General features: G+C 69.1%; 10 protein-coding genes. 5 read left to right on the top strand and 5 right to left on the bottom strand.

Going from position 1 to position 13310, the window contains the following annotated elements:
* Positions 1 to 96: 96 nt before the first annotated feature.
* Positions 97 to 702, bottom strand: coding sequence for a 5-formyltetrahydrofolate cyclo-ligase (locus tag KEG57_RS06800; RefSeq protein WP_272417219.1), 606 nt, complete (start codon positions 700 to 702; stop codon positions 97 to 99).
* 96 nt (positions 703 to 798) lie between these two features.
* On the opposite strand from KEG57_RS06800, the gene KEG57_RS06795 reads away from it, so the two are divergent.
* Genes KEG57_RS06795 through KEG57_RS06785 form a run of 3 tightly spaced genes read left to right on the top strand, consistent with a single transcriptional unit; the run spans position 799 to position 3709 of the window.
* A complete protein-coding gene (locus KEG57_RS06795; protein ID WP_272458290.1) occupies positions 799 to 1581 on the top strand; it encodes a glycosyltransferase family 2 protein in 783 nt (260 codons plus the stop codon).
* Positions 1582 to 1592: 11 nt separating this feature from the next.
* Positions 1593 to 3059 (top strand): C45 family autoproteolytic acyltransferase/hydrolase, encoded by a 1467-nt coding sequence (locus KEG57_RS06790; RefSeq protein WP_272417217.1) that lies wholly within the window; start codon positions 1593 to 1595, stop codon positions 3057 to 3059.
* Entirely contained in the window at positions 3059 to 3709 is a 651-nt protein-coding gene (locus KEG57_RS06785; RefSeq protein WP_272417216.1) for a LolA family protein, read from the top strand. The genes KEG57_RS06790 and KEG57_RS06785 overlap by 1 nt, the downstream gene beginning before the upstream one ends.
* 9 nt (positions 3710 to 3718) lie before the next feature.
* Here KEG57_RS06785 and KEG57_RS06780 read toward each other — a convergent pair whose 3' ends face one another.
* Positions 3719 to 4915 carry a PAS domain S-box protein gene (locus KEG57_RS06780; RefSeq protein WP_272417215.1) on the bottom strand — a complete coding sequence of 399 codons (1197 nt, stop codon included), beginning with the start codon at positions 4913 to 4915 and terminating at the stop codon, positions 3719 to 3721.
* A gap of 84 nt (positions 4916 to 4999) precedes the next feature.
* Here KEG57_RS06780 and KEG57_RS06775 point away from each other — a divergent pair, with 84 nt between their 5' ends.
* Positions 5000 to 7216 carry an OmpA family protein gene (locus KEG57_RS06775; protein WP_272417214.1) on the top strand — a complete coding sequence of 739 codons (2217 nt, stop codon included), beginning with the start codon at positions 5000 to 5002 and terminating at the stop codon, positions 7214 to 7216.
* Between the two features lies 1 nt (position 7217).
* Here KEG57_RS06775 and priA read toward each other — a convergent pair whose 3' ends face one another.
* A complete protein-coding gene (gene priA, locus KEG57_RS06770; RefSeq protein ID WP_272417213.1) occupies positions 7218 to 9497 on the bottom strand; it encodes a replication restart helicase PriA in 2280 nt (759 codons plus the stop codon).
* Positions 9498 to 9587: 90 nt separating this feature from the next.
* On the opposite strand from priA, the gene KEG57_RS06765 reads away from it, so the two are divergent.
* Complete coding sequence (locus KEG57_RS06765) at positions 9588 to 10130, top strand: hypothetical protein (RefSeq protein WP_272417212.1); 543 nt, start codon at positions 9588 to 9590, stop codon at positions 10128 to 10130.
* Between the two features lie 6 nt (positions 10131 to 10136).
* Here the strand turns inward: KEG57_RS06765 and KEG57_RS06760 are convergent, their stop codons facing one another.
* A complete protein-coding gene (locus KEG57_RS06760; protein ID WP_272417211.1) occupies positions 10137 to 11552 on the bottom strand; it encodes a serine/threonine-protein kinase in 1416 nt (471 codons plus the stop codon).
* A 51-nt stretch (positions 11553 to 11603) separates the two neighbouring features.
* On the bottom strand, positions 11604 to 13037 hold the full coding sequence (locus tag KEG57_RS06755) for a hypothetical protein (RefSeq protein ID WP_272417210.1): 1434 nt from the start codon (positions 13035 to 13037) through the stop codon (positions 11604 to 11606).
* Positions 13038 to 13310: the final 273 nt, after the last annotated feature.

Here is a 13310-nt window from a genome sequence, read left to right as displayed (position 1 = left end):
CTAGGTTTACACCACGGAGCGCGCGTGACCACCCGACTCGCGGGATTCACACAAAATCCTGGCGAGCGCCCCCCTTCCGCCGGAGACGTCCGCGGCTCAAATCTCGATGACGCGTTCGTCCGTCACGACAATCGGCAGCGGCACGTCGCCCTCCGTCACCGGCACCTCCGATAACACCTGAAAATCGTACGCCACGCCAATCGCCACCCCTGGCGGACAGAATCGCGGGATCGTTCGATCGTAATACCCCGCGCCATACCCGATCCGGTTCCCCTCCCCGTCCACGCCGAGCGCCGGCACCACCACCACGTCGACCTCCGCCGCCTCCGGCTCCGTGAGCCGCGGCTCCTGAAAGCCGAGCCCCTGCTCCTCCATCGCCTCGGGATCGGCGGGGATCCGGAACGTCATCACCCGCGTCTCCGGGTGGATCGAAGGAAATGCCACGACGACGCCCCGCGCCCGGAGCTCAGAGACGAGCGGCCTGAGGTCCACCTCACCGCGTTTCAAAATCGGCCAGAAAAGCGCGACCGTCCGGGCGCCGGCCATCTCCGACCGCGCGAGCAGCCCGGCGCGGATCTTCGCCGACCGCTCGGCCAAGGACTCACGCGGGATCGAGTTCCGGAGCGCCCGCATCCGCTGCCGCAGCACCCCCTTCGCGCGGTAACGCAGCACCCGCATCGCCTCGGGATCGAAGTCTTCCATCGCGGCCACCCTACCCCGAACGCCCCCCCTGCGCACGCCGGTGTCCTGCGCGGCGCTCCCCCACGCGCCCTTGCCGTGGTAACGGTTCTCGAACCGATGCGTCCTTGCGCGATCATCCCCGCTTATCAGGCCGCCCGCACCATCGCCGAGGTCGTCCGCGCCACGCGCGCCCTCTGGCCCGACCCGTCCGCGGTCTTCGTCATCGACGACGGCTCCACCGACGGCACGGCCGACCTCGCCCGCGCGGCCGGCGTCACCGTTTTGTCGCACCCTAACAATCGCGGCAAGGGCGCGGCCCTCCGCACCGGCATGATGCACGCCTTGCGGCGCGGCTTCGATGTCGCCGTCACCCTCGATGCCGACGCTCAGCATCCGCCCGCCGAGGCGCACCGCATCGCCTTCGTCGACCCCGACCCGCGCGCCCTCGTCCTCGGCGTGCGTGACCTCGTCAAGGCCGGCGCGCCGCGCGCGAACCAGATGTCGAACCGCATCTCGAACTTTTTCCTCTCGCTCTTCAGCGGTCGCCCCCTCGCCGACACGCAATGCGGCCTGCGCCGTTATCCGATCCAGACCACGCTCTCGCTCGGGGCCCGCGACGACGGCTATGCCTTCGAGGCCGAGATCATCCTCCGCGCCATTGCGGCCGGCGTCCGCGTCGTCGAGGTCCCGATGGACGTCGTGTATCCGCCGGAGCACGAGCGCATCACCCATTTCCACAGCGTGCGCGACCCGGCGCGTATCGTCTTCCGCGTCGTCACCACTATCGCTGAATCGAGGCTCGCCCCCGTCACGATTCCCCCGGCGCCCCCGCCCGCCCCCTCGGCCAAACCCTCGCGACCCCCGCGGGAAACGCCCCTCGAAAGCGCCCAGGAGCTCTGACCCGAGGCGCCGTGACCGAAGAAGACCCGAAGAAGCCCGCCCAGAGGCCCCGCGCACGCTGGAAACGGCGCCTTCTCGTGGCGTTTGTCCTCCTCGTCGTCGTCCCGTCTCTCGCCCACGTCGGAATCCTCGCCGGCACGCGCATCGAGCCCCCGACCATTGCCGCCACGACTGGCGACGCCGTCGAAACGCGCCCCGGCCTGCGTGTCCTCGGCCCTGCGTATGCCCGAAAGCGCGGCGCGATCCTCGAAGTCCGCCTCGCCGGCACCCCCGAGGAGATCGGCCACCAGCACGCGCGCCTCCTCTATCGCGAAATGGTCGAAAACGAGGGCACGCTGTACGACCAGTTCAGCCATTACGTCCCCGTCCCGCCCCTCCGCTGGCTCCTCGTCGACCTTAGCCGCCTCGAATTCCGCCACGTCGACCAGGGCATGCAGGACGAACGCCGCCGCGAAATCGCCGCCCAGGCCCGCGGCTTCTCGCCCGACCCTTACGACGGCTTCCTCTCGACCTACCATCGCTTCGTTTTTCTGCATTCCCTCTACGACATCGCCCTCTCCTTCGAGCATTCCCCGCTCATCGGCTGCACGAGCTTCGCCCTCGGCGACGGCGCCTTCGAGGACGGCCACACCGTCCTCGCCCGCAATTTCGATTTCGAGGCCGGCAGCATCTTCGACACGGGCAAGGCCGTCTTCCTCGTCCGCGAAGAAGGCCGCATTCCATATGCTTCCGTCGCCTGGCCCGGCCTCGTCGGCGCCGTCAGCGGCATGAACGCCGAGGGCCTCGCGCTCGTCGTCCACGGCGCCCGCGCCAGCGAGCCTCGCAACGTCGGCGAGCCCGTCGTCCACACGACCCGCGACCTCCTCGGCCGCGCCCGCACCACCGCCGAGGCCATCGACCTCCTCCGCGACCGGTCGCCCATGGTCTCGCACATGATCATGCTCACCGACGCGAAAGGCGACGTCGCGATCGTCGAACGCGCCCCGGGCGAGCCGATCCACGTCCGTCGTGGACGCGGAAAAGTCCCGCTCACGAACCACCTCGAAGGCCCGCTCGCCGGCGATCCTGCGAACAAGCGCGTCGAGAGCACGACCTCCACGCACCCGCGCCGCGAGCGCCTCGACGAGCTCCTCTCGAATCTCCCGCCGGCCGCGTCCGTCGAACGCGTGATGGGCGTTCTGCGCGACAAAAAGGGCCTCGGCGGGGCGGACCTCCCGATCGGCCATCGCCGCGCGCTCGACGCCCTCATCGCCACGCACGCCGTCGTCATGGACACGACGGCGCGTGTCCTCTGGGTCAGCGAAGGCCCGCACCTGCTCGGACGTTTCGTGCGGTTCGACATCGCCCGGCTCCTCGAATCGGGCTACGAACCGAAGGACGACGAGCCGCTCGTCACCACCCCCGAGGATCCGCTCTATCGGTCTCCGGCCTACGAGGCGTGGGAAAAGGCGGGCAAGCCGCATCATGGAGAGCTGTGATGGATCGACGTGATTTCATTCGAAATGCCCTCGCCGCCTCGGGCGCGCTCCTCGTCCCCGCGACGTTTTGCGGCGAGGCCCATGCCGACGAGGTCTCCGAGGTCCTCGTCCGGATCACGAAGGCGCGCGCGGATCTCAAGACGCTCGTCGGTCCGTTCGAGCAGGAGCGCACGATTGGCCTGCTCGCGACGGCCGTGAAGAGCGCCGGCGAGATGACCCTGGTGCGCCCCGATCGATTGCGCTGGGAGCTCTTGCCCCCGGACGCGGTCACGTACTGGGTCGGCCCCGAGGGTTTTTCCTTTGCGACCCCGCGTGGCGCGGCGAGCGTCGGCAAGGCCGCGGCGGGCCGGTTCGGCGCGGTGCTCGGGGATCTCATGATTCTGATGGGCGGCGACCTCGAAAAACTCCGCGCCCGCTACGACATCAGCATTCCCAGCAAGAAAGACGGCATCACGCTCCGCGCCCTTCCCCGGGCCGAGGACGTGAAAAAACACGTCAAGCGCCTCGAAATGCGCCTCGGCCAGGAGCTCTGGACGATCAGCGAGGTCACGATCGAGGAGCAGGGCGGCGACCAGAGCGTCATTCGATTCGGCAAGCAGAAGCGCGACGTCCCGGTCGACCCGGCGAAGATGACGCCGCCGAAGAGCTGACGCATCCTCTCAATGCCGCGCGCGCTTCCGCGCCGCGGCGAGTCCATCCCGCAACGTCGCTTTCGTCGTCATGCCGCCGAGCTCCATGTCGAGCTCCACCAGCGTGTGGGCCGCGGACGGCCCGAGGCCCGTGAGCACGACGCGCGCGCCGAGCAGCCCCACCGCTTTCGTCGCGCGCACGAGCGCCTCCGCCACGGAGGCGTCCACCGACGGCACGCCGGTCACGTCGAGAATAGCGACCTCGGCTGCGTGCGTCACCACGCCGTCGAGCAGCGCCGCCATCATTTGTTCGGCCCGCGCGGAATCCATCGTCCCCACGAGCGGCATCAAAAGAACGCCGTCGCCGAGCGGCACGAGCGGCGTGGAAATCGCCCGGAGCATGTCCCTTTGCGCGCGAATCGTCTCCTCCTGCGCGGCCGCCGCCTGCGCTGCCCGCTCCGCCGCGAGCTGCTCGGTCACGTCCGTCAGCACCGCTTGCGACCGGATCACATTGCCTGCCTCGTCCCGGTCGGCGATCGCCGAGAGCATGACATCGAGGAGCGAGCCGTCCTTGCGGACGAACTGATAGAGCACGTTGTCGCATCGGCCTGTCTTGAAAAACGCGGGCAGGACGATCTCGCGCGCATACCGAGCCGATTCCGGCGTCAAGAACTCCGTCGAGCGCCGCCCGAGCGCCTCGTCCCGCGTGTATCCCAGGGTCTCGATCCAGCGATCGTTCACCGCGCTGATCCGCCCTTGTGCGTCGATCGAATGCATGATCGTCGGCAGGTTCTGGAACATCCAATCATGGTGTTCGAGCGCGTGGCGCGTCTTCCCGAGGGCCGCCACGGATTGCCTCGCGAGCGACGTCGAGACGCGCTCCACCACGTCCTCCACGAAGGACGCCGCCGCGCCGCCGACCTCCGGCTCGCCCGACGCGAGCACGTGACGAACGAGGGCGCGACGCACGACTTCGAGCGCGAGGATCTCACCATCGAGCGGAATCCCCGTCGTTTCCAGCATTTCGCTCAATGTCGCCGCCGCGGCCTCCGCATCCCCGGCGTCGGCCGCGCGAAAAAACCCGTCCACGAGCGGGTCGACGATCGCGGCGGGCGCATTCGTCCCTCCGCGCGAGGCGCGATCGTCGAGGTCCCGGCGGGCCTCTTCCAGGATGGCTTCACGCCGGGGGAGCAGCGATCCAAGGGCGGCAGCGTGCGAGGACGACATGAGCGGCCGATATAGGACGCGCCGCGGCGTTTGAAAACGGCATTTTGACCACGAAAGACTGTAAAACCGTAGTAGGCTTCGCACATGCGCGCTCTCTCGCTCTCGCTCCGGGCGCTCCTCCTCGCCCCGATCTTCCTCACGGCCTGCGCCGCTCCGCTCGCCCACGGCCCCTCGAAGGGCCTGCGCCTACGACACGTCGTCCTCTACCAGAATGGCCTCGGCTACTTCGAGCGCACCGGCGAGATGTCCTCGGACAAACTCGCGCTCCGGTTCCGCGAGCGGGAGGTCGACGATGTTTTGAAGAGCGTCGTCGTCGTCGAGGAGGGGCTCGGCCCGAACGAGACGCCCTCGACCGTCAGCGCCCGTTTGCCGCGCTCGGGCCGCGGCGACTCGCCCGAGGAGCCGACCGAGCTCGAGCTCGTCTTCTCCCCGCGCCCGTCGCGCCCCGTCTCCATTGCGTATGCCGTCCCCACCGCCGCCTGGAAAGCCACGTATCGCATCATCCTCCCGACGAAGGAGCAAAAGGAGCGCCGTGCGCTCCTGCAAGCGTGGGCGCTCATCGACAACATCGGCGACGAGGACTGGAACGACGTGCGCGTCACGCTCGCCACGGGCGCGCCGCTTTCGTACAGCTCCGATCTTCGCTCGCCCACGATGATCGAAAGGCCCGAGCTCAAGGGCATTTACGGCCCGCAGGGCGGCGCCGTCGGCCCCGTCCTCGCCGAGAACGTCGCGGGCCGCGACACGGACGCGGACGGCGTCCCCGATCGCGAGGACGCTTGTCCCAACGACCGCGGCACCGTGCATACCGATCCCAAGCTCGCCGGCTGCCCCTCGCACGTGCGCCTGGTCTCGAGCGAGCTCAAAATCCTCCCGCAGGTCCTCTTCGACAAGGGCTCCGATATCGTGAAGCCCGTGAGTCATCCGCTCCTCGACGAGGTCGCGAAGGTGCTCCTGGAGAACCCGTGGATCACGCTCGTCGAAATCGAGGGACACACCTCGACCGACGAGACGAGCCCGCCCGATCTCGCGACGCGCCGCGCCTCGGCCGTGCGAGCCGCGCTGGTCAAGCGGGGTGTCCCAGGCATGCGGCTCTCGATTCGCTCGTATGGCACGGATCGGCCCTTGGACAGCAATGCGACGGAGCAGGGGCGCGCGAAAAACCGGCGCGTCGCATTCAACGTCGCCGATCAGGTGAAGCGGGAGGCCACGAACACCACGACGGGGACGACCTCGCCGATCACGACGGAGGCGCTCGCGCGGATGCCCGAGGGTGCAGGCCGCATCGACGCTTCGAGCGGCAGTTATCGGTACCAGATCGCGAACCCCGTCACGCTCGCGAAAAAATCGTCGGCGCTGATCACGCTCATCAATCGCCCGATGAACGGCGACGACGTTCTTCTTTATCGTCCCGACCCCGCGGCGCCGCAAAGCGCGACGCACCCGTTCCGCGCGGCCGAGATCGAGAACAAGAGCGACATCGGCCTGCAACCCGGCTCGGTCTCGATCTTCTCGGGCGGCACGTTCGTCGGCGAGGGCGTGATCATGCGCCTCCTTCCGGGCGAACGATCGACCATTCCGTACGCCGTCGACAATTCGACCCGCGTTTCGCAGGGCCGGATGTCCCTCGACGAACCCCTGCGCATCGTGGCCCTCGCGCGCGGGGTCCTGCGCGTCACGGACCGGCAGCGGCTCGTCACCACGTACGAGGTCGAGCCCGGCCACAACGTGCCGAATACGCTCGTCCTGCGGCATCCGCGAACGCCCGGCTACGAGCCGCTCGCGTTACCCGAGGGCACCGAAAAGAACCCCGATGCCTATTTCATCCGCGTCGCGCTCACACCCCAGAAGCCCCTGAAGATCGTCATCGAGGAGGCGCGCCCCGTCGAGCGGCAATGGTTCGTGCTCACGGCCGACGGCGAACGGCTCGCGCTGTACCTGAAGGGCTCGGCGCTGCCCGAGGACACGCAAAAACGAATGGCTCGCATCGTCGAGCTCCGCCGCACGCTCGGCGCCGCGAACGACGAGCTCAATCGATTGCGCGAAAAACGGCAGGAGGCCGTGGAGCGCGCCGTGGAGCTCAGGGAAAACGTGAAGGCCATCGAGAAGACGCCCCAGGCCGAAAAGCTCCGCAAGATGCTGCTCGAGCGGCTCGAAAGCGTGACGAAGACCGGCGACGAGCTCGCCGTGAAGATCACCCAGCGCAGCGACGACGCGGCCATCGCCCGCGCCGAGCTCGACGATGCCGTGCGCGACCTCGTCATCGAGGAGGACGCGAAGGCGGACCGGGAAAAACCCTAGCTCAGAGCATCGCCACGGGGTCGACGTCCACCACGACCCGCACGCGCCGATCGATCTCGGGAATCGCCGCCGCCGCCGCCGCGGTCGCGGCCCGGAGCGCGCGGCGATCCTTGGCGCGCAAAAGAACCCGGAATCGATACCGACCTCGCAGGCGCGCGAGCGGCGCCGCCGCGGGGCCGAGGACCTCGACCACGCGCGATTGCCCCTCGGGCGAGGTCTTCGCGTGCGCCGCAATCACGCCCGCCGCGCGCCGCGCCACCTCCTCGTCGAGCGCGTCGACCCGGAAGAGCGCCAAACGCGAGAAGGGCGGATACCCAACCTCCGCCCGATCGGCGAGCTCGTGCTCCAGAAACGCGCTCACGTCGTGCCGCTTCGCGAATTGCACTGCAGGTTGCTCGGGATTGCGCGTCTGGATGAGCACCCGGCCCGGTCGATCCCGCCGCCCGGCGCGCCCCGCGACCTGCACGAGCAGCTGAAAACCTCGCTCCGACGCGCGAAAATCCGGCAAGGAGAGCGCCGCGTCCGCATTGAGCACGCCGACGAGCGTCACGTTGCCGAGGTCGTGCCCCTTCGTGACCATTTGTGTGCCCACGAGCACGTCGATCTCGCCCGCCCGCATCTTCGCGAGAATGGCCTCCGCCTTCGCGCCGTCGGCCACGTCCCGATCGAGCCGCGCCACGCGCGCCGTGGGAAACGCCTCGGCGATCGTCTCTTCGAGCCGCTCGGTCCCGAGCCCTTCCAGCGCGAGCGCGGGCGCCCTGCATTCCGAGCACGCCGCGGGCATCGGCCCTTCCCAATCGCAATAATGGCACCGCATGCGTCCGCCCCGCGCCCGGTGAAACGTGAGCGCCACCGAGCAAGCGAGGCACGTGGCCACGTGCCCGCACGACTCGCACACGACGCTCGGCGCAAAGCCGCGTCGATTGAGGAACAGGATCGCCTGCTCCCCCGCCGCGAGCGTCTTTTCGAGCGCGCGATGCAAAGGGAGCGAGATGAGCTTGTTCCCCGTCGGCCCCGCCCCGATGCGACGTAGATCGACCGTCGTCACCTCGGGCAACGTCGCCTCCCGGTGCGCGCGGTCGGGCAGGCGCAATTCGACGAGTTTGCCCTGACGCACGAGGTGCACCGACTCGAGCGAGGGCGTCGCCGAGCCGAGCACCGCCACGGCGGAAGCGCGGTGCGCGCGCAGCAGGGCCATGTCGCGGGCGTGGTACCGCACGCCCTCCTCCTGCTTGAACGAGCCGTCGTGCTCCTCGTCCACGAGGATGAGCCCGAGGTTCGCGACGGGCGCGAAGATCGCCGAGCGCGCCCCGATCGCCACGCGCACGGCCCCGGTCCGCACGCGTTTCCACATCGCGTGCCGATCCGCCTCCGACAAACCGCTGTGCAAGACCGCGAGATCGTCGCCGAACCGCGCTCGGAACCGCGCCACGAGCTGCGGCGTGAGCGCGATTTCGGGCACCATCACGATCGCGCCCCGCCCCCGCGCGAGGCAGCCCGCAATGGCCCGCAGGTACACCTCGGTTTTTCCGGATCCCGTCACGCCGAAAAGCAGAAATGCCGCCGATTTCTGCGCCCCAATCCCCTGCAGCGCCTCCTCGATCCGCGCCTCGGCCGCGCTTTGCGCTTCGTTCAACACCGGCGGCTCGTCGCGCGGCTCGGGCCTTGCGAAAAACGCGTCCCGCGGCGGCTCCCGCTCCTCCGTCACCACGAGCCCGAGCGAGGCGAGCTTCTTCACCGCGGCCCGCGCATTGCCGAATTTTTCTTCGAGCCGCGCGATGGGCATTTCCCCGTTCGACCGGAGAAGCGCGAGCACCGACGCGGCTTGCCCGCGCAAAACCCCCGGCTCCTCCACGGCGTCCGTCGGCCGCGCATACGCAATCTTGCGCCCGCCCACCTGCTTCACGCGCGAGAGCGTGCCCGGAAGCTCCCCCTGCGCTTCGAGCGCGCGCACGTCCTCGCGCTCGACGGCCGGGAGCGCGAGCCGTAGGACCTCGCCGATCGGCGCGAAATAATACGACGAGAGCTCGCGTAAAAACGAGAGCAGCTCCGGCGGCAGGACCGGCTCGGGATCAACGACCGCCGCGATGGGCTTGAGCCGCACGCCCTCGGGCGCCGCGCCCTCGGACGTCGCGAGGACCACGCCGAGGACCTTCTTTCGGCCGAACTCGACGAGCACGCGCGCGCCCGGACGAACCGAGGCGGCGAGCGCGGGCGGGACCTCGTAGGAAAAGGCCCGAGCGAGCGGGACGGGGACGGCGACCTCGCAGAGGAGGGGCATGACTGCCGGAGAGGTATCAGGTTTTCGAGGGTCGTGCATCCAGGAGGACGAGCAAGCGCGACCATGTGCGGATCGTGATAACCTCGGGGCATGACGCGTGGCCTCCTCGATTACCTCGCAGATCCGGCGGAGCGGCCCTTGCTCGAGTTCGCGATGAACGGCACGCTCACGAGCCGGATGCGGCTCGCCTATGCAGCACGGCTCGAAGCGACCGATCCCCAGCGCGCCGAGTGGCTGCGGCTCGAGGTCGCGCTGCATGAGAACGCTGCCGAGGATCCGACGACCCGGGCGCGATTCACCGAGCTCTCGGGCCTCGTCTCCCGCGATTGGACGGATCTCCTCGGCCGCAACGAGATCCTGAATTGCGGCAGCGCCAAGCAAGAGAAGCAGTACGTCCGGTTCACGTTCGAATGCCCCGAGCGCTGGGAGACACTCGCGCCGACCGAGGAGGCATCCGTGCGCTTCTGCGGCCGCTGCCAGGAGCGCGTCTATCTCTGCAGTCGTGGAAGAGACGCGACGGCACATGCCCAGGCGGGGCATTGCATCGCGGTACCCCGGGAGCGATCGCTGGTCCTGGGGAGGCCCGATCCGAACGGCGACTTGGCCAACGCCATTTTCCCCGGCGACGACTGATTCTTTTCAGCCGCCCGCGGTGAGCTGGAGCATCACGAGCCCCGCCACCATCGCCGCCGCGAGCAGCAGAATCGCGCCCGCATACCCGCCCTCCGACGCCTCGCGTGGCGCGACCTTCATCGCGGCGACGCTTTTTCCCTGCGCTTTCAGCGCCTTGCGCCGCTTCTTCGCGAGCCGCTTCTCCCGCTCCGCCGGATCGAGCGATTTCGTCTGCCGCACGCCGCTCTCGGGCGCCTCGGCGACCGCTTCCTTCCGCGGCACCACGCGCTGCGTGGGCGGCGCCTCCGTGTGGTTCGGGTTTTTCTCGGCCGCATTCCCGTTCGCCGGCCGCGCGCGTTTCCCGATCGGCGTGATCACCGCGACCGGACCACGCTCGATCGCCTCGATCGCGCGCTGCCGCGCCCGCCGCTCGGAGATCACTGCCTTGCCGAAATGGTGCGTGAGCCACGCGCCGAACTGGGTCGGGCTCGCCAGCATGCGCGTCTTCGTCGCGTACGCTTCGAGGTCCTCTCGCATCGCCGCGGCCGTGGGATATCGCTCCTCCGTGTCCCGGGCGAGCGCGCGCCGCACGATGCCAAAAAGCTCCTCCTCCTCGGGCAAACCCCGGCTCGGGAGCGCCGGGATCTCCGCCCTGCGCGAGGCCTCCCGCAGCGACTCCCCGGGCTCCGCCTTGTAAAGACGCCTGCCCGCGAGCAGCTCCCACAGGATGATTCCGACCGCAAAGACGTCCGAGGCCCCTGTGAGCGCGTCGCCCCGCGCCTGCTCCGGGCTCATGTACCCGGCTTTGCCCTGGAACGCCGTATCCACGCCGCTCACCGCGCCCGCCCGCGCAATCCCGAAATCGCAGAGCTTGACTCCCCCTTCGAAGCTCACGAGTACGTTCGCCGGCGAAACGTCGCGATGCACGATCCCGAGCGGCGCGCCGCTCTCGTCCTTCCATCGATGCGCGTAATCGAGCCCGCGGAGCACGTCGCCCACGATCCTGAGCGAATACGCGACCGGAAAGGGCACCTTCGCCGCGGCCGCGCGGCGCAAGAGCTCGCGCAGATCGAATCCCTCGACGTACTCCATCGCGAGGTAGAGGCTCTCGCCGTCGCGGCCGAGGTCGTGCACCTCGACGACGTTCTCGTGGCGGAGCAGGCTCGTGATGCGGGCCTCTTCGGCGAGCATCTCCGCCATGCGCGCATCGTGCGCGAGCTCCGGCAACACCTCCTTGATGACGCAGAGGTGATGCCCGCCGAGCTCGGTCTTCCGGCGGGCGAGATACACGTTCGCCATGCCGCCGTAGCCGATCCGCTCGAAGAGCGTGTACGGGCCGAGCTTGCAAGGCAATCGCCGGCTCGCGCGCGGTTTCCGGCGCGAGGACGGAACGGCGGAGGGCGGGGGCGTGGGGGTCGGTTGGACGGCGAGCGCGGCGGTCACGACTCGTCCCCCATGCCAGAGGGCCGGGGGACGGGCCAAGAAACCGCGCGGCTAGAACAGGACTTCGCGCTGAGCGGACTGCGGCACGCCGCGGGTCTTCTTGTTGCTGCCGAAGACGATGAACGGATCGTCACGCGACGGACCGGTCAAGCGCTCGTAGATGGCGTCGATCGAGAGGATGAGGCTCGCGCTGAGCGTGGCATCGGGGCTATAGAACGGATTGCGCCGCTTGCCGTCGAGGCCAATCTGCGTGTTGGCGTTGCCGTAATCGATCGAAAAACCCCACTCCGAAGCGGGGAAGTAGCTCACGCCAACGCCGAAGCTCGTCGTGTACCGCGTCGTCGTCGGGCTCGTGACGCGGCCCGGATCGGCGCACCCCGTGGTGATTTGCACGCAGTCGCTCACCTGGGGCTGATTGAGGAACGAATACTGGAGGCCGCCGCTCAGGAAGACCCAGAGCGTGTGGCCGAAGAGCTTCTCGTCGAAGAAGAGGAACGCGCCGGTGCGCAAGCTGTTCGTGTCGATCGAGCCGCCCGTGAGCTGGTCCGACATCGACACGGTCCCCTGGAGCGTCTGCCGCGGCCGCTGGATGTCCGGGTTCGTCGGGACCGTCGCCCGCGTGAACTGGTGATCCCAGCGCGCGCTCACGCCGAGGAGCACATTCTTCAAGAAATCCGCGTCCTTGCCCCGCATCGGCACCTGCGCGAAGAGCGACACGCGCGGCGACGTCGTCACGTAGATCCCGCGATCGTGCGAGAGCTTCGAGGTCGGCAAAAGCACGGTGCCGTTCACCGCCATGCTGAGCCCCCATTCCTCGTTCGCGCTCCTCCACAGCGGCTTGGAGAAAATGCCCTGAATGGGCAGGTCGCGGAAGAGCGGCTCGCGCTTCGTCGTGGTGAAATCGCTGTTCGTCAGCTCGACGTCGAAGCCGGGCGCCGTCTGCACGCGGAACGAATACCCGCGCGGCGTGCCGTCGGCGCGCTTCGGCTCGAGGATGAAGTAGTTCAGCACGAGGCCGAAGCCCATCGAGACCTGCTCGCCCTCGCTGCCGATGTTATCGCGGCCGATCCCGAGCGCCGTCGTCGTCGCGTTCGTACCCCAGTTGAGGTTCGTGCCGCGCCACCGAACGCGCGCCGGCGCCGTCTTCGGCGTGACGCCCGCATCCGCGCCCGGCCCCGGCGGCGCGAGCGTCCCGCTGTTGCCTCCGGGCGGAGGCGGCGGCGGCGGCGGATTGAGCGGCGTCGTGGTGTTGCCGGTGAGATAAGGCGGAAGCGCGACGGGCGGCGGAGCCTCGGGCGTCCCGGCCGGACCCCCCGGCGGAGGCGGCGGCGGCGGCGCGTCTGGGTTCGGGGAGGGAGGCGGGGGCGGCGGCGCAGCCGGATCGGCCTGATCCGCTGCCGCGGCCGGCGCCGGCTGCGCCAGCGCCGAGGCCTGCCCAAAGAGCCCCACGCCGAGGGCAAAGACGATCCCGAGACGATGCTTCATGCCGTGCTTCTCCACGATCGACCGAGCGCCCTCGCCGCCGGTGCCGACGCCCCGAGGGACTCGGTTGCGTCTCACACCTGGCCCCCGGCGTCAATGACAGGGGGAGGAGGGCGCAGCGATCCAAGGCAGGAACCGTACCGCACCCGAAGCAGCCGCGATCCACGTGTTTTTTCGAGGAAACGGCGCAGGGGTCAGGGGCCGAGGCGGGGGATCGTTACGGTCTTGACGAGGGGAGCCGTCGCGATGCTGACGAGTCGAGAACGGCGGGCGGGG

It is taken from the genome of Polyangium jinanense (assembly GCF_028435365.1).
This window is presented reverse-complemented; position numbering and strand designations above follow the sequence as displayed.